Genomic DNA, 24,658 nt, shown 5'->3' with positions numbered 1-24,658 from the left:
TACAGCAGAGACTCTATCGTTGAGTCCATTTCAGCCACAGAGTGGCTACTTCATCATCACGCGGCGGAGGAAACCGTGCTGCTGGTGAGCCGAGCCGACGCACCAAGTTTCTTTCACATCAAAGTGGCGGAAAGTCTTGTCCGCTTCTTGGAAGAGCTTTCGAAGCCGAGCCCGGGTGACTTCGTGTTTTTCGCGAATGTCGTCGTCGACATCGTGCGGTGTCTTCAGTGACGCGAGGTTTCGCTTGGATTGTTCGGCTTCCTCCGCGGTGACCTTGGTTCGTCGAGCAACCACAGCGGTGGCATCTTCTCCACCACTTTCGTAGGACCAGAACCAAACCGAAACCGGCGAGATCAAAAGCATTGTTGTTTTGGATGCCCCAGCGTCAACGAATGCGAGCGTGGGTTGTTTGCCTGAGACCGACACCTCCGCGGTGATCTCTTCGTCCTGTTCTTCGGAAGCCTCTTTCCCGTTCTTCGCTTTCGACTTTTTGTTCTTCGTTGGCTTCTCTTCGGGAGGTGAAAGCAACTCTGCAAACTCGTGAGCAGCGAAGTTAGCCAAAGCGATGGGAGACGGGATCAGTCCATCAATTTTCAGGCCTCCAATCCCGAGAAGATCGACACGTCGGCTGACGGCGAGTTTGGTTGCGGCGGCCATGACCACAGGGCGTCCGATCGTGCTCTCTTTTTGCAGGGGTGCGACCCATGAAATCAGTGCCAGGTCTTCTGTCGAGATTGGAATGCGAGTTTTGACCTCGGTTTCGATCAAGCGTTCGGCGTCTTTGTCTTTGACGGGTGGCAGCTCACAGAAACGAGCAACACCATCGCAGGCGGGCAAGTTCGCGTAGACAAGTGTGTTAGCGACATCGATTTCTTCCAACAACCGAGTGATCGCTTCGGGTACCAATTCGCTCGCTGATTTTGAGCCACCGCGGCAAGTTGGGTTTTTGAATTCGACTCGGTGGGTGGCTTCCACGATCGGTTGTTCACTGCCTTTGTCCATTCGCAATTTGACGGCAGTGACCGCGGAAGAGCCAACGTCGATTCCCCAGGCTGGTTTTGCTTTGCCTAATCCGAGTTTTGCCATCACGCCCTTCTTGGGCAGCAAGTTTCCGGTGATTCGACCGAGCCCGAGTGCTTGCAGTGCCAAGCCGATTGCAACCGCGAACGGCGCCATTGATTGGGGGCGTTCTTTCAGTTCCTCGAAGTTCAGCGACTGAGGACTGGCGAGGACGCCCACGCGACCGCCGATCCAGCTCTTCGCATCGGCTCGCCAAGGTGCCAAGCCATCGCGGGCGGTTGGTCGTTTGGACTTCACCGCTTTTGAAAGTTGTTTGACGCAGTCCGCGGCTTTCCCATCCGAAGGAAATTCCTTTGCGTATCGCATTGCCAAACGGCCGAGTGCATTGGTTGCGTAAGGTTCCACATCGAATTGCTTCGACAGCCAGCAAGCCAAGTCGCTTCGTCGGAAGAGTTCGTTGTATTGATCGTTGTGGCAAATCGTCGGAAGTGACGTCAGCATGTTTCGGGCAGCTTCGTATTCTTGTCGAACGCAAAGTCTCTCGGCGCGTCGCAACAGCTTGTCACCCACTTGCTGCGAAAGTTGTTGATACCTTTGATTGTCAGGTTGCAGTTCCAGCAGTTGCTGCAGTAGCCCGGCAACCTGCGCATAGCTCTTTTCCTCCAGGCATTGCTGCAGTTCACTGTGCAGTGCTTTGAGCTGGTCCAAGTGGACTTGGCTGCTTTGCCGAATGCGACGGGAGTCTTCGTCAAGCAAGTTTTCAGGAACTTGAACGAGCAGTTTGACTGCCGTCGAAAGGTCGTTTTGAGCGTGAGCTTCTTTGGCCGCGGCGATTCGCTGGTTGGCTTGCGTGTTGACCTTTTCTTGCAGGTTTTCGACTTTGCCTTTTGCTGCAACCGCCTGTTCTTGGACGGATCTGAAGCGGTAGTCGCTGTTCTTTGCTAGGAGGTTGAGCAAGCCCAAGGCACGATCGTATTCGTGATTTTTTGCAGCGGTGACCGCATCGGCGAGCTTTGTCTCTTGTTCCGCGATTCGTTTTTCCAGCCACGCGTTCAAGTCTTGCCCGCAACCAACGCAAAACTTCTGAGTCAGGCTCACCAAGCCACCGCACTGAATACATTTCTCATGCAGAACATGACCGCAACCGCCGCAGAACTGAGCGTCGGGAGCATTCGAATGTTTACACGCACCACACGCTAAAGCTGTGGAAGTGGAAGAAGTAACGGACATCGCTGTGAACCCAGATCAGGCATCAATGAAACCAATCGCTTGAGCTTAGTGATGCCCCGCTACTCGGGAAGGCTTCGAAACGAGGGTTCACCAACCTCACACTGAATGTTTATCATTTCTTCACTTTTGGGATTGGGGTCGACCGCAGTCGTGCGACGAATGAGTCTTGGAGTTGGTGAGTAGCGAGGCCAAGCGGCGACGGCGTTTCCATCGGGACCAGAGAGCCCATGAACCGTGTCAATCTGTATTCGAAGGTGTTGCTTCAGGACTTGAATAGGCTTCCAACCCATTTTGAGCTGTTTCGTCAGACTGTTCTTGGGCTGGACCATGCAAGCGAACGACCAGCACTTGTGTGATGACTTTCTCACGACTGTTCCGCTCCAAGCCTGTCAGCACGAAACTCTTGCCTGGAGACAGCTTGAACTCCGAGTCAATCTTCTTGACCGTGGTTCGTTGGGTAATGTCCTGCCCCGGTCCGAGAGTTTCCAGCGAGGACGCGTATTGGAAAGTGTAGCTTTCCTGATCACCAGGCCGGACCAGCAGGTTGAGTTTGAACGTGGTGTCGCCCATCGTGGTCGATTGATGCACGCGACTTCCCGGCGTGACACTTATTTCATGGTGCACCATCAAACACGCCGATTTGCAGTCGCCAAGCTCGGCGAGAACTTTGTCGGAGTTCTTGATCGAACTTGAGCTCGCCAGTTTCTTCGTCAGTTCGGGTTCCTGTGTCGAATCGAGTTCAAACCACTGAATCGTCACCCGATTCTGTTCGGCTGATAAACAGGGGGCCGCGAGCCCGAACAATAAGAGCGGAAGAGCGAAGAGCCGCATTGGGAAACGCCAGTTGAGACAGGAAAGTCAATGGAAAGTATCCATTGGATACCACATCGAAATTTGACGTCGGAAGACTGATGTCGTCGGCTCGAAACCCAGAAATATATCTCTCCGTTTGCGATTGGTTGTGGTACTTTTGGGTTCGAAGGAATAGCCAACGTACGGCCCAGGCGATGCGGGGCGTTCGGCGAACTGAAAATAATCCATTGAATCGGCAGTGTCATTACACGGAGGTCACCCATGGTTTCGAAGTTCATCGCGATTGCATTCTTGGCGGTCGCAGCAGCGGAACTTCATGCCGAGTCACCCATTCGCGAATTTCGGGAGGGGTTGATCGGCCAGTGGGAAGTTGCTTCCTCAGAAAGGAATGGAAAGTCGCATACCAATCCAACGATCATTGAAACGGTTGTTGTCGAAGAGAATTCAATCCGCCTCATCGATACAACAGGTGGCGAACGCCGTTTGGATTACCAGCTGCTGCTCGGCGAGACTGGATGGGCAATCGATCTGTACCGAAGAGGTGGCAAAGCAGATGCGATCCTGTTTCCGAGTCGCATTGACATGCATCAAAACAAATGGCGGGTGCTTCTGCCGCTGAACGACAACGCTTCGCACTCAAGGCCCGACTCCTTCGATACATCGGTGAACCGGAACTGGATTCTGTTGGAGCTCAAACGCGCTGGGTCGTCGTTGTCGTCCGCGACACAGCCGAACCGTGCCACAGCCGGTCTTTCCCAACGAGATTCCAATCCAGTCAATGAGTCAGCACCTCACCCTGAATTGGACGCCAACTTAGTGCCGCCGTCCGTTGATGCCGGTATGATGGCGGATGACCTCGGTCGAATGCAGCGGCTTGATTCTAGCAAGGTGCAGCGATCGATTGACTTGATCGAGACCAATCCGCGTCGCGAAAAATGACCTGGATCATTGCTCACTGCTTCTTTGTTTTTTGACGTGGGACGGTGCCGACGTCGTGGCATGGCAGTGGTGGAAGCGCGCTGAGGAAAAGTCGGCCGTAAGGTTTGGATCGAATTCGAGGGTCGAGAACCACAACCATCCCCGAGTCATCGCGGGTGCGGATCAGACGCCCAAAGCCTTGCCGGAATTTGATCACCGCTTCAGGCAATTGGTAGTCAGGGAATGGATGGCCACCGCGGGCACGGATCGTTTCGAGCCGTGCTTCGAGTAGCGGATGGTCGGGAACGGAGAACGGCAATTTCGTGATCACGACGTTGGTGAGAGCGTCACCCGGTACATCGACTCCCTGCCAGAAGCTGTCCGTTCCAAGTAGCACTCCGCGAGGATCTTTGCGAAAGGAGTCGAGCAGTTGAGTTCGATTTTGATCACCGGCTTGGCTGTACAGATGAAGGTCACGTTCGATGCACCAGGGCGTGATGGCCTCCGCACATTTGCGGAGCAACGAGTAGCTGGTGAAAAGCACAAAGGCATGGCCATCGGTGTGCCCGACGAAGCGTTTGATTTGCTGGGGAAGTGCGGCTTCGAATTCGTCTCGTTTCGCCGATGGATCCGGAAGTCCGCGAACGATGATCAGCTTGGCTTGTTTCTCGTAGTCGAAGGGGCTGCCGACTTGGAGTGAGCGCCCAGTCGTCAGGCCAACGCGACTGCGGAAGAATTTGAACTTGTCTTGTTCGCCAGTCGCAAGCGTGGCACTGGTCATGATGACCGAGCCGATTTCCTCATTCTGAAACACTTCTTCGCGAAGCGTTTGGCCGATGTCGATTGGTGAAGCGGACAGGGAGACTCGGTCCATTCCGCGTCGACTGCCGGAGGTCTCGACCCAGTAGACCGATTCTTGTTTGAGCGATTGGTCCAACCATTCGCGAAGGCCGCCGGCCAATGCGAGCAGTCGATCGTGGGCAGACTGGAAGTCTTGACGGTCGGAGTCGTTGTCTTGTCCGTCCGCATGTGCTCGCAGTCGCCGTGCGAGGATCTCCATCGGTTCGCTGAGTGGGTTTGGCACGACTTCGGGATGATGCACGCGACCATTGCGTGAGCGTGATTCTTGCATCCAATCCAGCACACCGGCGAACATTTCGCTGGCCGCGAATCGGCATCGGTCGACCATTTTTTGCAAGGCTTCCAGCTCGTGAGCGACGAGCAAACCCTTTTGCTGGCGATCGTTGTAAAGACGATCGAACAGGTAGTCGAATTGGCCGCTGGTCAGCCGAATACCAAGGTGATCCCCCGCGACGGATTCAATCGTGTGACATTCGTCGAGGATGATCGCGTCGTAGTCGGGAAGAAGGGAAACGCCTTGCCGACGCATCGCAATGTCGGTGAACAGCATCGCGTGATTGACGATCAGCAGTTGTGCGTTTTGAGCGCGACGTCGGGCTTGGAAGTAAAAGCAGTCTTTGAAGTTGGGGCATTTATTGCGAAGGCAATTGCCCGTGTCGCTGCGGACCTCGTCCCAGACTTGACCATCGGGTTTGATCGGCAGCGTTGATAGTGACCCGTCCGGCGTGTTGTCGGACCACTTTCGGATCTCGCGAAGCTGTTGCATCTGGAAATCGTTGGCCATCAACGACACCGATTTTTCAACCGCTCGTCCCATTCGCCTTAGCGAAAGGTAGTTGTTTCGGCCCTTCACCAGCACCGCGGAAAACTCCCGCGGGATCACGCTGTTGAGCAGCGGGATGTCTTTGCCTATCAGCTGTTCTTGCAGGCTGATCGTGTGCGTCGAGATCAGAACGCGTTTGGGGCGATCGGGGTCTTTGTCTCGATCACTGGCCGGGCCAACTCGGTCGTCGGCGTCGTCCGTCGAACGCTTTGGCTTTTTGGTTCCGGGTTCGGTTTGATCCGACGTCGCGTGAAGGATCGCGGCCGCCAGATACGCGAAGCTCTTTCCGGTACCCGTGCCCGCTTCGACGACCAAGTGCTCGCGGTCGGTCAGTGCCGATGAGACCGAGCGAGCCATCTCGAGTTGTTGTTCGCGAGGTTCGTAGCGAGGCAGTCGGCGGCTGATGCTTCCGCCGGGACCCAGAATCGAATCGATCGAGAGTGGTTCGCTCACGAGGAGGCCTGTTCAGAATCTGGTGTCAGCGAACGGTCATAGATGCGGTGGGTTTTGCTTCGGGTGGCTCCGCCACGTTCGATCGTTCCCCGCGAAAGTTGGTTGCTCTCGAGCACCCAAGAAAACTCACCCATCTCGATTCCGAATTTGATTGCTTCGGGCAAGATCTTGTAAAGCGTGACCAAACCCAGGCCCCACTTTTGATATTCCGGCAGAACGTTGGCGCTGACCAACCGGAGACGCTTGAGCTTCTTGCGTCCCATCAAAAGTTTTAGCCATCCAAATGGGAACAATTTGCCGCCGATCTTTTTGATCAACGGGTTGTAGTCGAGCAGGCCAAATCCCGCGCCGACAGGCTTGCCATCGATTTCTGCGATGCTGGTGAGTTTGGGAAGCAACAGGTTCTTCAGACCTTTGCTTTGGTCGTCGACTTCGGCTTCGCTCATCGGGACATAGCCCCAAGTTCGCTGCAGCGATTGGTTGTAGATGTCCAGGAAGACGCGGACGTCGGCGTTGAAGTTCTTCGGATCGATCGATCGGCACTCGGCATTGAAACGGCGAGTTGATTCCTCGATGACAAACAATAGCTTGGGGTCGAGTGTTTCGAGAATGTCGATCGAGGCTTCGTAGCTGTAGAGGTCTTGTGACTTTTCGAAGCCCGCGGCGTGGATCAGGCGTTCGTAGTACGGATGGTTGTACGGAATCAGGAAGGTCGGTGGCGTGTCGAACCCATCGACCAACAAACCGACTTCATAGTTCAGGCTGGGGTGGACTGGTCCGCGGACACCCGTCATCCCACGTTCTTTCAACCAGTCCGCTGCGGTGTTGAGAAGCTCGATGGCGGCTTCCTCGTCGTCTTCGCATTCGAAGAATCCGAAGAACCCGCGAGTCTCTTCGTGGTAGCGGTTGTGGGCGTGGTTGACGACTGCGAGAACTCGCCCGACGACTCGTTCACCACGTCGCACCAGGAAGGTTTGGCCTTCCGCGTCGTCGTAGAATGGGTGGTGCTTGAATCCGACCAATTTGACCCGTTCGCTCCACAATGGCGGCACCCAATTCGGATCGTCGCGGTAGAGACGTTTTTCGAGATCGAGGAATGCCTTTTGGTCTTGGCGTCCGGAAACGGGTTGGCACAACACATTTTCGGACATTCGTGAGGTCAGGGGTTGGTGGCAGAGAAGGTGTTTGGCAAACGTTAGAAGATAGCAGACTCGGGTTGGTTCTCCCATCGAAGCGAATGTGCAAAAGTGTTGCCCCATGGAAACCATACGAAGTTTGCAAAATGCTGCCGTCCGCCGAATTGTCTCGCTGCGTCGTTCTCGGAAACGACGTGCTGCCGGGGTCGTTTTGGTGGACGGTCCGCGAGAATCTTTGCGGGCCATCGAGGCTGGATTGAAACTGGCTGCGTTCTATGAAATCGAGTCGAAGGCGTCTGACTCAGCGAACCAGTCCGAGATGCCGGAGCAGGCCGTCGCCAGACGGCACGCGATGGATGCCGGGGTGCATCGCTGGGTGACAGCGGATGTGTTTCGGAAAATCGCCTACACGGCATCGACGGATCGCTGCGTGGCGGAGTTTGTGGCTCCGGACGATTCTCTGGAGCAGCTTGCGAACCACTCGTCATTCAACGATGGGCTGATTCTGGTACTCGATCGAGTGGAGAAGCCGGGCAACTTGGGGGCGGTGTTTCGGTCGGCTGATGCAGCAGGCGTGTCAGCGGTCTTGTTGTCGGATTGCCCGTCGGATCGATTCAATCCCAATGCAATTCGAGGCTCTTTGGGGGCGGTTTTTACGGTGCCGTCTGTATCGGGCAGCGAATCAGATGTCAGTTCGTTTCTGCAAACGCATGGCTATCGAGTTGCCGCGATGCGAGTGGAAGGTTCCCGGCCACTTTTCGAATTCGATCTGCGAGGCAAGGTCGCGGTTGTGCTGGGCAGCGAGGCGGATGGTTTGGCTGGCCGCTGGGCCGGTGACTCAGTTGAACCGGTGGCGTTGCCAATGGCGGGTCACGTCGACAGTTTGAACGTTTCGGTGAGTGCCGCGGTTGTGGCCTACGAAGCGGTGCGGCAACGAAGCATCGGCTAGCGAATCAGCCGAGCGATCCGGTTGTGAAACAGGTTGTGAAACAGGTTGTTGGTTTCTGCATGCGTGATTTGATCGCAATTGTCCTCTTAAGTGGATGAGCGATTCCGCTCAGTCGAGTGGGCGTGGCAGGTTCAAGCCGCATCTGTGTCAAGACTGATCCAACAGAACCAAACCTTCGATCTGGCAAAATCGTTAATGCCGGAACCACCCGGCGACGATACAGAGGGTGTTCGGAGGTCCGGTGAGTAACTTCGCCTGGCAATCGACGCGGAATATGTGCCGGGGGGGCACATGATCCTAGAAAGATCGTGAGCGTAAGGATCCGCCATGCTGATTGGCAAGACAATGAACCCGACGGGATCGAACCACGTGGGCCGCCGCTGCAAACGCGAAAGGCTGGCTCGTTGGTTGACCCAAGCCGTTGTTTGGGGTGGTTGCATTGCCGCGAGCCAGGTTGCTGGGAACACAGCATTGGCGGACGAGACAGCAACCGCGAAACTGCCGCCGATTCGTTTGGTGTCGGGGACCGTTCAAAGCAACCCGTTTGTGGAACGTTCCGCTTCGCAAGCCGCAGGTGCTTCGGCCGTTCGCGGCGATGCTGCGGCGAGCAATGTGAACTTGATCCAGACGCAGGACGTCACGGTGCCGGGCGGACAAACGGTCCTGTATCCGATTCGTCAAACATCCGACCAAACATTGTCGGAGATCAAACTCAAATCGATCGGTACCGCGGTTGGTTTGCTGCCGATCGGTGCTCCAGCGACGCAGCAGACACCATTGGTTGTGGAGCCTGCTCGCGTTCCTCAGCCCAGAATCAATCCACACGCTCAGCCAGATTACGATCGAGCTGAGTCGGGCGGCATCGTCGAGTTGACGCCCGCTCGGGTGTCGACCGAGGTCGAACCAAAGCAAACAGAGGTGCAGTGGCAGCAGCCCAAGATTGCTAGCCAGCCATCGCCTGTCATCGAACAAGAAGCCGTCACCACGGAAGCTGTTGTTCAGACACCTGTTATACAGACACCAGTCGCACCGCAGCCTGCTGTGGTCGAACCAGCTGCACCGATGGAAGAACCAATCGTTGCTGTCGTGGAAGAGTCGGAGCCGATTGAATTTTCGCTGAACGATGCAACGGATTCGGAGAGCGACAACGAAGCCGTGACGCTGAGTTTTTCTGACTCAGACGAGGCGAGTGATACCAGTGACGCCGGCGAATCGGTCACCATGCCCGAGCCGATGAAGATCGCGGTGCCGACAAAGATCGCTGCACCAGTGGAATCCACCGTCCAGTCGACTTTGCCGCAGCTGCCAAAGCCGGTTCAAATTAAAGTGCCGTCCGAGATGATGGCTCAGCACGAGCGTCATTTGCCAGTCAAGATTGACTCGCCCACTCAGTTGGAACGAGTCGATTCGGAACGCATGTTGAATGCTCCTGCTCGACACCGTGCTGCGGTCGCCGTGGAAGCTCCACCGATGGTTGCGATCGCGAAACAAACCAAGTCAACATCGTCCGAATCGCGAGTCCATGCCACACGGATCGTGCCAGCTGCATTGGCGAGTCACCGTGGCGGCTTTCAGCGTTCGACGCCGGTTGCCGATTCGGAGCCGTCGTTGCCAATCGATGACACCATCGTATGCGATGCAAATGATGTCACATCCTTGACCGTTGATGGCGTGATTGAAGCAGTTCGAGTTGAAGACGATTCGATCGCTCGAGTCATCAGCAGCACCTCACGGCACTTGCGACTGATTGGGGTTCGCCCTGGCAAGACACGAGTGTTGGTGCAGCAAAAAGTGGCGGGCAAGGAAGGATCGGTTCGTGAGATTTACGAACTACACATCGCACCGCCTAGCGATGTTCGTGGTGGCGAGAGCCAGCAAGAACAATCGTTGATGGAGCTGATTGAGCAAAAGTATCGCACCGCTTCGGTGCAAGTCACGCGTCGTGGAGATCGCATCATCGTTCAAGGTGAATGCGACGATACACGTGACGCGAAAGAAATCGTTCGTTTGATTCGAAAGACATACCTGGTGCCAGTCGAAGATCAATTGATCCTTCGCTAGTTCCTGTTGCGTTCTTCCAACCTACCACTACCCAGCCACCGTCGGTCACCGTGCCGCTTTGTTCGTCCTGAGGTTCAATTATGAACAACAACTGGTTTCCACGATTCGCCGCACGATTGTTCGGCACCCTTGCCGCGGTTGGTTTGGCTTGGTCGGGTTTGGGCACCGCTGCCACGCAAGCTCAGCAATTCGGCGGACCATCATCTAGTAACACGATGATGCACGAAGGCCAAGCGTTTCGTGTCGTGCAAGCTTCTGATCCGGCAGCCGCTGGCTGGGATCTGAACGCGATGCAGTCGGCAATGAACGCTTCGTCGTCTTCCTTCGGCAACGAAGTCGCTCAAGTTGGGCATCATGGCCTTGGCCAAGCTCAATCTTGTGGCAGCTGCGGAACGCAGTGCGGTGGAGCTTGTGGTTCGGCTGGATACGGCGGCGGGATGGCTTGTCCAACTTGCGATCCTTATCGTTACGCCAGCGTCGAAGCGTTGTACATGCGACGTGAAGGCATCGACAACTTCACTGTTGCTCGCGACTTTGCTCTCGATGACTTGGATTTCGAATGGGCTCCACGCATCACCGTCGGCATGGTTCCTGACTGCGTCAACGGCATCGAAGTCGGCTTCACCGGTGTCCTGGACTGGGAATCGGATATGTCGATCTCAGCGGTGGATGGCCTGTCAACATTGTTGATCGAAGACCCCGCTCAGCCGGGAACATTGGGAACCTTTGGTTTCAACGCAGCAGATGAAGCTGACGCCCAACGCCAAATTTATGAATCCCGGTTCTGGTCGGTTGAGATGAACCGAACGATGATGGCCTGGGACGTGGCCAAGTTGCTGATCGGTGGACGCTACATCGACTTTGAAGAAGACTTCAACTACTCGACCGTCAACGGTGCCAACACTGGCCTGCTTCGCAACAACGCCGCTAACCGCATGATTGGTTTGCAGGTCGGAGCGGATATCTACAATCCAATGGGACGATTCTCATCGAGCTACGTTCGAGCTCGTGCGGGTGGATTCCTCAACATTGCCGAAGCGAGCGTTTTGGTCCGCAATGATGCCAGCATCCTGGCAAATGGCTCGGAAGAATCGACTGAGCTGAGCGGCATGTTCGAATTTGGAACCGGCGTCCGCTACCAAGTTGGCGAACTGATGGCTGTTCGCGGTGGCTTTGAAGCCTGGTACCTGACTGGAGTGGCCACGTCGGAAGAGCAAATCAGCTCGGCCACCGTCACGCCAACCTTCGGTCGTGCTTTGATCGCCGACGACGATGTGTTCTTCATCGGCTTGACCTTCGGTGCTGAACTGAAGTATTGATCCAGCCGTGAGGCTCTGTCACCACTCATTAGCAAAGCGGTGCAGAGTCTCGAGGTTCAGACAAGAGACAAGCGAATGCCAGCGGCGAGCTCCTTCGGGAAGCTTGTCGGTGGCATTATTTTTTGTCTCGTCGGATCTTTTTTTGAAGCCAACGTTTGGCTGAATCACTTGGGCCAGCCGATGGTGTGTCGGACGAGCGTTTGGTTTGTCCGATGCTGTGCTCGATGATACGAGTCTTGGTCCGGTCCAGGTCTTTGCCGCACTCGGGGCAGATCGTGGGCGGTTGGCTGACGCGGACGTTGCACTGCGGGCAGTAATGTTCAATCGATGGTCGTCGTGCGGCTTCAAACAATCCGCCGACCTCTGATGCCGAGAACCAATTGGAATCGTCTTTACGAATCCTGGTTTCCGCGACGACCGATCCGTCTCGCACCAATGCCAATAATTCGGCGGGCTTGTACGGACCGAGTTGTTCATCGCCTTTCTGAACAAACCAAACGGACATGCTTAATTTTGCTCGATATGGATGCTGCGCCGTCGTCGTTCGGCACGTCGAATGTCATCGATCAAACCAGCTACTTCACTGACGTTGTTGATTCCAAACATGTCAAGTTCTGGATCACTCTTGTCGGTACTGATGATCGAGATTGAACCAACTTTGAACATCCTCTGAATCGGTCCTTGTTTGTAGCTGACGTCGCTGATGTCGATCACTTCAATGCGATCGGTACGACGTGTCAGGATACCGGTCTTGTGAATGAATCGCTGGCTGGTGAGTTCGTATTGCACCCCGAGCCGTTTGGCGGCGTAGTTCAGTCCCACCATGATCCAAAGAACTGCAATGACGATCAGTGCGATGCCAAAAGTGAACTGTTCAATCAAACCAGCTGCGACCAAAATAACAACGCTGAGTATGGCCAGCCCGACCCAAGAGCCGATCATTGCTTTGGGGCTGTAGCCGCCTTCCCACAGCGTTTCTTCTTCTTCGTGGTCGTCCAGCGATCGTTTCTTGGCAATCTCGTCCATGAATCGTTCCCGAGGAGTGGTCGCCGACGGTTTGGCCGCTGGGCCGGAATCAGGTGCTGGCGTGGAGGAAGCCGCCGACGAGAGCGGATCGGGGACCGGATCCGTTTGTGCGGGAGCTTTTGGGGAGGCGTTTTCGTCTGAAGGGTTGGCCGGGTCTGTCATCGCTGAGTCGTTCCTGTTGATTCAATTCGAGGGTTGGTTCGTAAGCGGTTTCGTTTCGCAAAACGTGCCATTGTTCGCAAGTCGTCGCAGAACCACGCAGTGGTTGTTGGCCGAAACCGTCGTCCTACTTGGCCGAAACCACCGCGTTCTGGGGCGCTAACCGTGATGGCACGGTCAGGGTTGCCGGACCAGACACCTCGCATCCGAAGACGTTCTGGACGATCATAGCACACCTTCGAAAGACTCGTGAATCATGCTTGCCCTGTGCGTTGGGACCGAGAGCCCAACGCTCTGGGGCGGAGCGCCCAGTGCGTTAGGGCGAAGAGTTTGAATTCCGGGTCAAGTTTTTACATTGAATTTGACTGCAAATGCGTTGCCCGTTCTGTCATTCCGATAACGACAAGGTCCAGGATTCCCGGACGGCCGAGGCGGGATACGTCGTTCGGCGAAAGCGGCTGTGCCAAACCTGCCAGCGACGCTTCACCACGTTGGAACAAATCGATGCGCTGAACGTTCGGGTGGTCAAAAGCGACGAGACGCGAGAACCATTTGATCGCGAAAAGATCAAGCGTGGGATCGAACGGGCGTGTTCGAAACGAGCCGTCACCAGCGACGAGATTGAAAAGACGGTTCAGAAAATCGAAGAAGCGATTTACGCCGAGTTTGATATGGAAATTCCCACCGCAACAATCGGCGAAGTCGTGCTGCGAAAACTCGCGACGCTGGACGAAGTAGCGTACATTCGATTTGCCAGCGTTTATCGAGACTTTGATGACGCAAAAGATTTTTTGCAGATCGTTTCCAACCTTCAGCGTGATGCCCAATCGGAAGGTCGCTGATGAGTCGACGCACTCCTCTAGCCTGGAAGAATCTGATCGGGAACCCGGCGCGTTTGTGCGTGGCTGCGGCGGGCGTGGGGTTTGCTGCCGTGTTGATGTTCACTCAAAACGGTTTTCGCAACGCTTTGTTGGACAGCCCGGTGCGGTTGATCGAAGTCGTGGATTGCGAATTGGTCGCGATCAGCCCGGCTCGTTACATGCTGCCGGTTGACGAACGATTCCCTCGATCATTGCTTCGCCGAGTCAAAGCGGATCCAGCGGTCGCGGATGTCCAAGCGTTGTTGATCGAGCGAACAATGGCTCGCGTGCGAGTTGAAGGCAGTCCCTCGAGACCCATTCGTGTGATCTCGGTCCCCGATGCAAGTTTGTTTCCCTCGACTTCGAATCAACCACGGCGATCTTGGTTGAATGTTGCCGGGCTAGAACAGCATCGCGACGCGCTTCGTCAGAGAGACACCGCACTGGTGGACCGGAAGACTCGTTCGGAATACGGATTTGAGTTCGACGATTCGGGGCATCCGGCGGACCAACGAATTGAGTTGTCTGAGCAGTCGATCGAGCTGGTTGGCTCGTTCACATTGGGGACCGATTTTGCCAACGAAGGATCATTGTTGATCGCGGAATCCTCGTTTGCGAACTATTTCCCGCGACGTGGCTACGGCAAGCCATTGGAAACGGTCGATCTTGGGTTGATCCGATTGCAGGACGGTGCTTCGCCGGAAGAAGCCGCTGAGCGTTTGACGAATATGGCGGCGGGACAGTGGCAAGTTCTGACGCGACAGCAGATTCGCGATCGTGAGCAGACATTTTGGAGCGAGCAGACGCCGGTTGGGATGATTTTCTTGATCGGAACACTGATGGGATTCGCGGTCGGAATCATCATTTGCTACCAAATCCTCTTCACCAATTTGCAGGACGCGATGTCGGAGTACGCCACACTGAAGGCGATGGGATACCCCAATCGGTTTTTCGTTGGATTGGTGGTCCGGCAATCGGTGTATTTGTCGGTTTTGGGCTTCGTTCCCGCGGTTTTGATTGCCTTGTTGCTGTTCCGAATGCTTGAATCACTGACCGGATTGCCGATGGCGTTGACTTTCGCCCGTGCTGGTTCCGTTTTGGTCCTGACGACGCTCATGTGTCTGATCAGCGGTTTGCTTGCCCTGAGGAAATTGGTGCGAGCGGATCCGGCCAGCCTTTTCTGATGCGATGAAAGATTCCGTCGACTCGCGCTCGGCGGCAGTTGACACTGGTTCGTGAGGAACGTGGGGCGATACAATGCAGTCGCGTTTTCGTGGTCCTCGCGAGCGACGTGCGTTTATTCGATAGCCTGTTTTCAATCGGTTTGAGTAGTGAATTTCCACGCCAATCTTCGTTTCGATGCCAAGGTCTCCTGGATGACTCGATGGACAATCGCGGCGGTGTCCGTCGCCGGGATTTGTTTCGTGGTGTCATCGTCACCGAACATCGCCCACGCGCAAGGGTTATTTGATTCTCGGATGCAAATGGGGGCCGCTGAGTTTCTACCGCCGCCGCGAAGCATGCGACAAATCATTCGCGATGCGGAAGAGGCGATCGAACAAGAACGCTACAGCGACGCGGTCGTTCGCCTTGGGGATTTGTTGCTTCGTTCGGACGACAATCCTTATTCCGAGATTTTGCAGGATTACTACTTTCCCATCGCGGACGCGGACGACGAATCCGAAGACGATGTCCAGCCTGGTCAGCCACTAGAAAATCAAGAAGGGATGCTGGATCGAAATGGCCGGCGGATCGGCGAGGATGAAGATCAAGCCGAGGCATTGGCTCGGTTGCAAAGTCGTCTGCCACGAAGCTTGATGGAATATGTCCGGGATGTGATCGGTGAGCTTCCCGGTGAAGGTCTGGAGATCTATGAGCTTCGCTACGGGCCGCTAGCTGGGAAGCTGCTCGACGAAGCCGGTCCGGCACGCGATTGGAAAACGGTTGAACGTGTCCGCCGTGAAACGTTCCATACCGAAGCAGGTTACAAGGCTTCGGTTTTGTTGGCGGTGCGTGAGTGGACGCTTGGGAATCCTCTGGCCTGTTCGTTTTTGTTGGATGACTTGGTCAGTCAACAACGGATTGTTGATCAAGTGGGTGAATCCGTGGTGACGTTGCATGCGATCGCATGTGCTCGAGCGGATCGAATGATCCCGACGCCTTTGGAGTTTCCCAAGTCATTCACATCGTTGTTTCCCAAAGTGGAAGACGCTGATGAGGTTGCTTGGAAGGAATGGGTTCGGGCGCAGAGCGAGTCCGATCTGGTCACCGCTGAATCGTTGGCAGAGAACTACCCGATACTGGGTGGAAGAGCGGATCGCAATGGATCGGACTCCGGTCAAATGCCGCTTAGCAACCCGCGATGGATGGTCGAGTCGTCCGCCAGTCCTCGTCAAGAACGAATGATTCAGGAGAAAACGCAGCAGCTCAAAGCCACCGGGCAATTGCCACCGCCTTCCTGGACTCCGCTGCGGGTCGGCGATCAATTGCTCATGCGAACGACCCAGCGTTTGTTGGGCGTCGACTTCAGAACGGGCAAGCGTGTTTGGCAATACCCTTGGTTCGCGCCCGCCGAGACATCGCTGTCGACTGAATTGGCGGACCCGATGGAAGAGGAGGAGGACCCGGTCGACATTCTGGTTCAACGAGTCTGGAACGATGTGCCGTTCGGCCAGATTTCGAGCGACGGTGAACGGGTCTTTATGATCGACAATCTTGGGAAGATTGAGATCGAACGGTTCAGCCCTTTTGCTAGCCGGGGCATGTCTTCGCTCGCGAATACTTTGGTGGCTTTGGGTTTGGGAAACGAGGGCAAGATCCTTTGGCGACTTGGGAAATCAGAAACGACTCCCTCGGTGCTGTCCGAGGCGTTCTTCCTTGGGCCTCCACTGCCGTTTCGCGGCGATTTGTACGTGATGGCAGAGATCGCAGGGGAAGTGGTTTTGCTGTGCTTGGACCCCGCGGACGGTTCGGTTCAATGGCAACAGGTTCTGGTCGCGGTTGAGTCCGGTGGAATCGGGGCCGATCCAGTCCGCCGCGTTGCCGGGGCGATGCCGACGTATCACAACGGGTTGTTAATTTGCCCGACTGGTGCCGGGGCCACCGTCGCTGTGAATTTGATCGATCGAACGATTCGTTGGGGGAATCAAATCCCGCGAAGCCAGGAATTTGTTCACAGTATCTATCGCCCAAACACCCGGGTGTCAGCGAATCAGTTGAGCCGTCGTTGGACTCACTCGTTGGCGATTGCTAAAGGCACTTCGGTTGTACTCACACCGATTGAATGCGATCGGCTGCAGGTTCTCGATGTGCTTTCAGGACGCAATCGATTCACACCCAAAAATCGAATTCGACTCGCTTACGTCGCTGGCGTGAAGGATGACCTGTACTTCGTTGTCGGTGCTGATGAAGTGTCCGCGTGCTCGTTGAATGATGGTTCCGAGGTGTGGTCCACGCCGACCAATTTGGTCCGACCCGGGCAACGCATTTCGGGACGTGGTGTCTTTGGAAACGATCGCTACTACTTGCCGACCACGACCGATGAATTGATCGAAATCTCTTTGAAGAACGGCGAAGTGCTGCAGCGACGAACGGTTCGTTTCCCTCTGGGGAACTTGATTGCAGTCGACGGTGAGTTGATCTCGCAGTCAGCCACGATGGTTGCGGTTGCCTATGGCGAACGATCACTGCAGCCACGCGTGGATGCTTTGCTTCAGAAGGATCCGGAGAACTTCTTCGCGTTGGTTCGAAAAGCGGAATTGCTGATCGAGCAAGAAGAGCGTCCTCAGGCACTCAAGTTGCTTCGCAAAGCCCGCGAGTTGGATCCTGACAACGATGAGGTGATCATGTTGTCTGTGGAAGCCATGCTGGGAAGCCTGCGCCAGAATCCGAGCGACTCCAATGTCGATTTGGAAGCTTTGATGAAGCTGATTGACCAACCAGAGCAACGTGCGGAATTGTTGGTATTGCAAATCAAAGGCGCGATCGAAAGATCACCCGAATCGATTGATCATCCCAAGGCTTTGGAACTGCTGTTGGACTTGTCGCAACTAGTGCTTCAGCATCCGACACTCAATCGGGACATGGACGCGGTCTTTCCCAATGCGGCAAGACAGTTCACCGTCGATGATTGGATCAGTGCTCGCGTGGCACGATTGGTGTCCACGGCTTCGGAGGATGAGTTGACCGGGATGACCGGCAAGATCGAGTCGCTGGTCTCATCGCGAGGGAACATGGACGGTGCGGCATTGATGCGAACGCTTCAGCATTTCTCACCGGTCGTGGGTGCAACCAGCGGTTTGCGACGAGACATGGCGGCTCGTGCGTTGCTGATGGAAGACGGTTTGTTGGCTGAGCGTCTGATTTGGGCCGAAACTTTGGCGACGGACGAATCGTTGCAGTCCTTAAGCAACGAACGATTGCTGATGCTGGCCAAACTATACAGCAAAGAAGCTTGGAATCTGGATCGTTTGGCCATTGGGGAATTGCTGAGTCAACGTTTGAGCGACAACGAACCGGTGGGAGCCGACACGTTCATCGAAGATGCTCTGCAAGCCAATCCGATCCGCGGACGCGACTACGACATGGGCGAACAGTGGCCTCGCAATGTCAACTTGGAGTGGCAGTCCATGAGAATGCCGCGATCCAGTGGCATGATGATGAATGACCGCCGCTACGCGAAAACGACTCATTTGATGGGGCGTCAACTTCGCGGTTGGAGTGCGATGAGTGACAACATGAATTCGTTGGCTTTGATGAACCCTTATGGGATCCACCGCTCCATTCCAATCGAAGGTTTCTCGGGAATGCGTTCGCTCGGCAATGAGCTGACTTACAGCGGTGGGCTGATGCTGTTGCTGACTCAGTCGGAGCTGATCGCGATCGATTTGTTTCGAACGCTGGGGGCGAATGGCGAAGAAGCGATTCGATGGAGACGTACGCTTGGGACCGACGGCCAACCGGTCGCTAAACGTCGCAGCGCGGCGACACCATTCGGCAATCAGATCTATCGCAACATGATGGTTTCAGCGACCGCGGACAACGGAGAGGCTCAGTTGATTCTCGGCCCTGTTCTGGGGGATCGGTTGTTCTTGTTGCAAGGAACTGAGCTGATTTGTTTGGACGCAGTTTCAGGCGAGGAGCGTTGGCGGACTCCAACAGAAGCTGTCGGGAACGCAGTCGTTCATGCCAACGGTCGAGTGTTGGTTGTCAGCAAGACGCAAAACCAAATTGAAAGTTACGACATCCACGATGGCGGGCTGTTGGGAATTCAAAAACGATCGATCGGGTCGGTGATCGCGTCGCTCGGGTCACACGTGCTGACGGTGACGCAGGTGCGCAAGAATGCTGAGTTGCCGGCCGACGCCACCGAAGAAATGAGAGCTGGCTTCGAAGCAGCGAAAGAGATGCATGATCCTCACTCGGTCGAACTGATTGACATGAGCACAGGGGAAACTGTTTTGTTCCGCGTCGCCGACAGCCAAAATGTCAACGATGCCTCCGCCTATGCGGAGGTGACTGATGGGCGTTACTTCACTTTGTTGGACCACACCGGTCGCACCACCATTTGGGATCTGTTGTCAGGTCGCGAGATCGCGGATGTGATGGTGCCCGCTCGACAGGGTCTGTACGGGGTTTCGGTGATGTCGATTCAAGATCAGATGTTGGTTCTGCCACGACATCGCAAACCGAACCGCGATCTCGCGTCGTTGCGTTCGGTGGCGGTATCCGGTGGTGCGTCGGTTCAGCCGATCACGGCGATGCACTCGATTTCGACGGTGGACGGAAGCATTCGGTGGAGTCGTTCATTCGACGATGCTTGGGGATGCACCGTGGAGCAACCTTGGGTCACGCCGATGTTGTTGCTGGTCCGAGCTCATTTGACGGTTCCCGGCAATGGAGTGCGTCGTCGACAAATGGATGTGATGGGAATCAGCACTGTGGACGGAGAAACGTTGCACGAAATTGAACGCAAGGAAACGAACAGCAATACAAACGTCATCGAGAGTCGGGTCAAATTGATCCCGCATCGCAACACGATGTTGGCTGAGATTCAACTGGAGCTGCTGACTTATACGTTCAAGGAAGAAGGATCCGACGATGATGTGGATTCTGAAGCGGATCCCAAAACGGATGAAGCCGATGAGTTGGAAAGGACAAAAGAGATGGAGCCGGAGTGATCTAATTCAAGGGAACTCAAGTCATTCGGCGGACGGTTCTTTGCCATAACCACCGCCACCGGGCGTTTCCATGATCAGCCGATCTCCAGCCTCAACATCCTGACTGGTCGCGAACGGGAGTTCCGTTCGTTGAGATTGATGCACGAGCGTTTGACGGCCTGGTTGGCCCGGTTCTCCGCCGTGCATTCCGTACGCACGAGTAGTTCGCCGAGAGGTGATGAGCGACAGGGTCAGCGGACGAAGGAACTCCATTTCACGAATCATTCCGTCGCCGCCTCGGTGTTGTCCGGTTCCGCCACTTCCACGTCGGATCGCGAAACGCCACAGGCGGACTGGCAGTCGAGATTCGAGGATCTCTGGGTCGGTGATTCGCGTGTTGGTCATGTGAGTGTGGACAGCGTCCGCACCCGATGCATGGGCTGTCGCACCGGCACCGCCGCCGATGGTTTCGTAGTAGCCAAAGGTTTTGTCGCCGAGCAACAAGTTGTTCATTGTTCCTTGGGAGGCTGCCGCAACGCCCAACGCACCCAGTAAAACATCGACCACGCGATTGCTGGTTTCGACGTTGCCGGCAACCACCGCCGGGCTGGTCTCCGGTGTCGAACCGGCAGGAGGCGACAGCAATCCGTCCGGGATGATCAGCTCAATGCGTTTGAGCACTCCATCGCAAAGAGGCAATTCACCCGGCACAACACAGCGGAGCACGTACAGCACGGCTGCGGTCACGATGGATGGAGTGGCATTGAATCCGTTGGCGTGCACGGGGCCCGTGCCTGCGAAATCGATTCGCAATCGCCCCTCGGGTTGGTCTGGTTGCAAAGTGACTCGGATGGGAGTTCCATCGTCAAGCGAATCCTCGAAGACACGTGATTCGGTTCCCAGAGTTTCAATCCACGCTGCAGTGGCTTCACCAGCGACGTGCAACAACTGCTTTAACAGTTCCAGCAAACGGGACTTGGCCATTGAATCAGCCAGGGCCTGGATTCGATTCGCACCGGCCTGCCCCGCTGCTTCAGCCGCGGCGATGTCGGCCATGTTTTCGTCCGCGTTTCGCGAAGGATAGGTCGCATTGGAAAGCAATTCGCGAATTCGTGCGTGATGAGATTTTCCATCGCGGACCAAGCATTCGTTGTGCAACACAACACCTTCTTCGGCCAGGCAAGTCGCTGCGGGTGCCATCGAACCTGGGACCATGCCACCGATTTCAGCGTGATGACAGCGTGATGCGACGAAGAAGTCGCACGGCCAATCATGCGGCCGGGAAGAACCGAGCGTGTCGTCGCAAAAGACCGGGGTCACGACGGTGATGTCCGGCAGATGCGAGCCACCGGCGTAGGGATCGTTGCTGATGTACGAGTCACCGGGCGACATGGCTGGGTAGTCGGCGATCAAGCTTCGAACCGTGTGGCTCATCGCACCCAGGTGTACCGGCACATGCGGCGCGTTGGCGACCAAAGATCCATCGCCAAGGAAAACCGCGCAGCTGTAGTCGCGACGTTCTTTGACATTGACGCTGACGCTGGTCCTGCGGATGACTTCGCCCATCGCTTCCGCGATTCCTTGGACCCGTCTCGCCGCGATTTCCATGGCGATGGTGTCGTTGAGTTGCTCAGCGTTTTGTTGAGCTGGACTCGAGCCAGACGACGCAACTTCTTTCCTGAGCTGCAAAATACCTGCGTCGGACATTGTTGCGGTCCAATCGGGTTCCACCACCAAGACCGAATAGGGACCCGCCACCACTGCCGGTCCGGCAATGCCCTGCCCTGTGATCACAGCGTTTCGGTCCCAAAGATCAACCTTTCGATAGGCTCCCTGAACCCACATCGAGATTGATGCAGGTTTTGAGGATTTCCGAGTTGAATCGCGGGCAGTTGCGGATGTGTCTGCGGTCTCTTGATCTCCGTTCTGACTTGGCTGCCGGTTGATGGTGGCTTCGCAGCGAACGGCCACCACTTCGATGGGCATCGAAGTCCGCGTGTATCCAAAGGTGGATCGATGCTTCGAATCAAACCGGTCGGGCAAGGTGTCCAAAGGAAAGAGGTCGATCGTGAGTGCTGATTGCGTACCAAGCGGTCTCACGTCGCATTGATGAACGACTTGTAGGGATGTTTCCGGCGGAATGTTCTCTTCCTGACGCAGGTGGCTTTCGCATTGTTCCTGCGTACTTTTCGCGGCGGTTCGAAGTGCTGGGATTGATTCGGGAATGAGCGTTCGGGTTCCAACCGAGTCAGTGGAATCTGAAATCGGCGGAGCGATCGATAGCTGCAAAGACTCGGTCGCGATGCGGCCAATCGGTGCCGCTCCCACTCCGACGGCCGACAGCAAGCCCGAATCGGGATGGTCGATCACGTGAGTCATTTCCAGTGAGTCCGCGACCTGGCAGAGGTGGCCGCCCGCGGCGCCGCCGAATCCCACCAATGCCATCTGTCTCGCATCGCTTCCCGCCGCGGTTGTGACGACTCGGACGGCTTCCGCCATTTGAGTGACCGCCAATTGCAAGAAGCCATCAGCGAGTTGTTCGGCACTCAACGTGCTTTCGTTTGGAAGTTGTTGATGCGTTTTTCGAAGTGCTTCTTGAGCGGCGTCCAACTTCAACGGAAATGGAAATCGATCAATCGGGAGTCGACCCAGCAAGACATTGACGTCCGTGATCGTAAGTGGTCCGCCGTGTCCGTAGCACGCGGGGCCGGGGAAGGCACCGGCGCTGTCTGGACCCACTGTGAGTCGGCCATCGCGAACGGCACAGACGGATCCGCCACCGGATGCGATGGTGTGGATGTCCATCATCGGCGTGAGCACGCGTATCCCACCGACCATGCTTTCTTGCCGACGTCCCACGGATCCTTCGTAGCGACTGACGTCGGTGCTGGTGCCGCCCATGTCCAAGCCAACGGCACCTTGCACGCCGCATTGCCGTGCGACTTCGCCGAGTGCGACAACTCCACCGGCCGGACCCGACAGCACACTGTCTTTGCCTCGGAAGCCAGAGGACGCGACGAGGTTGCCGCCGCTGGTCATCCATCGCAGATGACAATTTGCTTCGCCACCGAACTGCTTCCAAACTCGTGCCACGTAGGCTTGCAAAATGGGAAGCAGGTACGCGTCGAGCGTCGTCGTTTCGGCACGCGGCACGATTCGGGGAAGCGATGCAACCTCCGTTGAGCGAATGATATTTGCAAACCCAACTTCGTTCGCAATCCGCTGGACGATCCGCTCATGAGCGTCGTTGCGATGGGAATGCAGCAAGCAGATCGCAAGCACCAATTCCTCAGGAGCGGCGGCTTTGAGTTCTTGCAAGCACGTGCGAAGGTGCGGCTCGTCAATCGGAATGAGTTCATTGCCATCGGCATCCAAGCGGCCGCGAACTTCAACCGTTCGAGTTGCCAATGGTTTGGGTTTGACGATGTCCAACGCGAAAAGATCGGGACGATCTTGGGTTCCGATCGAAAGTAGGTCTGCAAAACCCTCGGTGATTAGCAATGCTGTTGGGGCACCATTTCGAGTGAGCAACGCGTTGGTTCCGCGTGTCGTGCCCATGCGCACGGAGAGTGGCGGAAGGGGTTGAGTCAGCGGGCGCGACAGCAATACCCGCGTGGCCAAAATCGGCGATTCAATTCCTGCGTCGAGCACCCAAGTCTGTTCGCGGCGAATTTGAGCGACTGGTTGGTCCAATTTCAATCGGATCGAATTCGTGCCGAGTCGCTCGCAACCGATCACGCTGATGTAATCGTGGCCGATCTGCGTTTCACCCGAACGGCGAAGGTTCGCTGATTGCCAAAAGTGATCGATGGCAAAAGGCGGTGGAAGCTCGACATCGATTCGTGTGAAGTCGTCGCTGTGGCCTGTCACTCGCACGGACACCAATCCGCTGCTGAGCACTTTGATGGCATCTCGCTGAGTGTGTCCGTCGTTGTTGTTCTGCTGGACGATGCAATCAGTGAACGTACCGCCGACGTCTACCCAGACTTCGGTCAATTGGTTGAGCATGAAAAGTCGAATTGTGGTTCGGCGAAGGGATGGATGCGAGAATTGTAGCGAGCGATCAGGCTCGACTACGAGGGTGGTCACGCTTCGCTAGCGTCCACCGAAGAGTCGCTTGAGAGCATCCTTCGCGGCTTCCTGTGAATCCTGCGTCAAACGTTTGCGGATGTGATCGGGCAGACGTTTGGGACCGGATTCACTCGGATCAGTCCGAGTCGTGTCGATTGGCGTGGCGTCTTCGGACACAACTGTGTCGTCTGTGCTCGCCGCCAATTCAGTGGTGTCAGTCAAATTGTTTTCGGAATCCGACGAGTCTTCTTCTGACTCGGATACCGATGGTTGAATGGGCAACGGCGATTTTTGCTTCTTCGGAGTCGGCTTGGTTTGCTTGTCAGCGGATTCCGTTTCACTGTGTTCGTTGGTCAGGTTGCCTTGTTCGATTTCGTCCAAGAGCGAATCCAGCTCACTCAGTAGCGGCGAGGATTTGGCTAGTGCTTCTGACACGATGGGCTCATTCGTCAATCGGTTCCGAACGGAAACACGAAGGACAATCTTGTCGAGCTGGATTCGTTGGTTGTGTGACAACGGAACGGCGGTTTTGACCTCCAGGCGGCTGCCATCGACCAGCGTGCCGTGCCTGCTACCAAGGTCAGCGATGTGAAGCATTCCATCCTGGAGAGTGAGGACACAATGTGAGCGACTGATGGTCGATCGCCGAATGGTCAGGTCACAGTCCTTGCTGCGTCCAATGCAGAACGGCAAGTGGTGGACCTTGATCGATTTAGGAACTCCCGAAGGAACGCCCGCGAGCGGTGATAGTCGGATTCTCAGTTGTGGCTCTTGTGAATGCTTCATAGGTGTGGCCAGACT

The 24,658-nt window shown here is 55.8% G+C and carries 16 protein-coding genes; 8 read left to right on the top strand and 8 right to left on the bottom strand.

From position 1 onward, the window contains the following. Positions 1–45 precede the first annotated feature (45 nt). On the bottom strand, positions 46–2,250 hold the full coding sequence (gene pilM, locus CEE69_RS10365) for a pilus assembly protein PilM (RefSeq protein ID WP_099260593.1): 2,205 nt from the start codon (positions 2,248–2,250) through the stop codon (positions 46–48). Between the two features lie 237 nt (positions 2,251–2,487). Beyond that, positions 2,488–3,009 (bottom strand): hypothetical protein, encoded by a 522-nt coding sequence (locus tag CEE69_RS10360; RefSeq protein ID WP_233215112.1) that lies wholly within the window; start codon positions 3,007–3,009, stop codon positions 2,488–2,490. A 315-nt stretch (positions 3,010–3,324) separates the two neighbouring features. On the opposite strand from CEE69_RS10360, the gene CEE69_RS10355 reads away from it, so the two are divergent. Beyond that, positions 3,325–4,002 (top strand): hypothetical protein, encoded by a 678-nt coding sequence (locus tag CEE69_RS10355; protein WP_099260591.1) that lies wholly within the window; start codon positions 3,325–3,327, stop codon positions 4,000–4,002. A gap of 13 nt (positions 4,003–4,015) precedes the next feature. Here the strand turns inward: CEE69_RS10355 and CEE69_RS10350 are convergent, their stop codons facing one another. After that, entirely contained in the window at positions 4,016–6,118 is a 2,103-nt protein-coding gene (locus CEE69_RS10350; protein WP_099260590.1) for an ATP-dependent DNA helicase, read from the bottom strand. Beyond that, entirely contained in the window at positions 6,115–7,377 is a 1,263-nt protein-coding gene (locus tag CEE69_RS10345; RefSeq protein WP_099260589.1) for an N-acetyltransferase, read from the bottom strand. The genes CEE69_RS10350 and CEE69_RS10345 overlap by 4 nt, the downstream gene beginning before the upstream one ends. Between CEE69_RS10345 and CEE69_RS10340 the strand changes: the two genes are divergently transcribed. From CEE69_RS10340 to CEE69_RS10330, 3 genes are all read left to right on the top strand, one after another. Continuing rightward, positions 7,376–8,203 carry an RNA methyltransferase gene (locus CEE69_RS10340; protein WP_099260588.1) on the top strand — a complete coding sequence of 276 codons (828 nt, stop codon included), beginning with the start codon at positions 7,376–7,378 and terminating at the stop codon, positions 8,201–8,203. The two genes, CEE69_RS10345 and CEE69_RS10340, sit on opposite strands and share 2 nt — an antisense overlap. A gap of 327 nt (positions 8,204–8,530) precedes the next feature. Next, the gene (locus CEE69_RS10335; protein ID WP_099260587.1) at positions 8,531–10,264 is read left to right on the top strand and encodes a hypothetical protein; all 1,734 of its coding nucleotides are present in this window, start codon (positions 8,531–8,533) and stop codon (positions 10,262–10,264) included. Between the two features lie 80 nt (positions 10,265–10,344). Beyond that, positions 10,345–11,583 carry a hypothetical protein gene (locus tag CEE69_RS10330; protein WP_099260586.1) on the top strand — a complete coding sequence of 413 codons (1,239 nt, stop codon included), beginning with the start codon at positions 10,345–10,347 and terminating at the stop codon, positions 11,581–11,583. 115 nt (positions 11,584–11,698) lie between these two features. On the opposite strand, the gene CEE69_RS10325 is transcribed toward CEE69_RS10330, so the two are convergent. Both CEE69_RS10325 and CEE69_RS10320 read right to left on the bottom strand, forming a co-directional pair. Next, entirely contained in the window at positions 11,699–12,088 is a 390-nt protein-coding gene (locus CEE69_RS10325; RefSeq protein ID WP_099260585.1) for a DUF4339 domain-containing protein, read from the bottom strand. A gap of 2 nt (positions 12,089–12,090) precedes the next feature. After that, positions 12,091–12,609 carry a PH domain-containing protein gene (locus tag CEE69_RS10320; RefSeq protein ID WP_233215111.1) on the bottom strand — a complete coding sequence of 173 codons (519 nt, stop codon included), beginning with the start codon at positions 12,607–12,609 and terminating at the stop codon, positions 12,091–12,093. Here CEE69_RS10320 and CEE69_RS33130 point away from each other — a divergent pair. The 4 genes from CEE69_RS33130 (at position 12,608) to CEE69_RS10305 (ending at position 19,807) form a co-directional block, all read left to right on the top strand. Beyond that, complete coding sequence (locus tag CEE69_RS33130; RefSeq protein ID WP_233215110.1) at positions 12,608–12,931, top strand: hypothetical protein; 324 nt, start codon at positions 12,608–12,610, stop codon at positions 12,929–12,931. The genes CEE69_RS10320 and CEE69_RS33130 overlap by 2 nt on opposite strands. 208 nt (positions 12,932–13,139) lie before the next feature. Continuing rightward, a complete protein-coding gene (nrdR, locus tag CEE69_RS10315; RefSeq protein ID WP_099260583.1) occupies positions 13,140–13,610 on the top strand; it encodes a transcriptional regulator NrdR in 471 nt (156 codons plus the stop codon). Then, positions 13,610–14,812, top strand: coding sequence for an FtsX-like permease family protein (locus CEE69_RS10310; protein WP_099260582.1), 1,203 nt, complete (start codon positions 13,610–13,612; stop codon positions 14,810–14,812). The genes nrdR and CEE69_RS10310 overlap by 1 nt, the downstream gene beginning before the upstream one ends. A 192-nt stretch (positions 14,813–15,004) precedes the next feature. Further along, the gene (locus CEE69_RS10305; protein ID WP_233215109.1) at positions 15,005–19,807 is read left to right on the top strand and encodes an outer membrane protein assembly factor BamB family protein; all 4,803 of its coding nucleotides are present in this window, start codon (positions 15,005–15,007) and stop codon (positions 19,805–19,807) included. Between the two features lie 21 nt (positions 19,808–19,828). On the opposite strand, the gene CEE69_RS10300 is transcribed toward CEE69_RS10305, so the two are convergent. After that, positions 19,829–23,794: a hydantoinase B/oxoprolinase family protein gene (locus CEE69_RS10300; protein WP_099260580.1), complete on the bottom strand. Its 3,966-nt coding sequence runs from the start codon at positions 23,792–23,794 to the stop codon at positions 19,829–19,831. Positions 23,795–23,881: 87 nt separating this feature from the next. Next, on the bottom strand, positions 23,882–24,643 hold the full coding sequence (locus CEE69_RS10295) for an FHA domain-containing protein (RefSeq protein WP_099260579.1): 762 nt from the start codon (positions 24,641–24,643) through the stop codon (positions 23,882–23,884). Positions 24,644–24,658 lie beyond the last annotated feature (15 nt).

It is taken from the genome of Rhodopirellula bahusiensis (genome assembly GCF_002727185.1).
In the GTDB taxonomy this organism is placed as follows: Bacteria; Planctomycetota; Planctomycetia; order Pirellulales; family Pirellulaceae; genus Rhodopirellula; species Rhodopirellula bahusiensis.
This window is presented reverse-complemented; position numbering and strand designations above follow the sequence as displayed.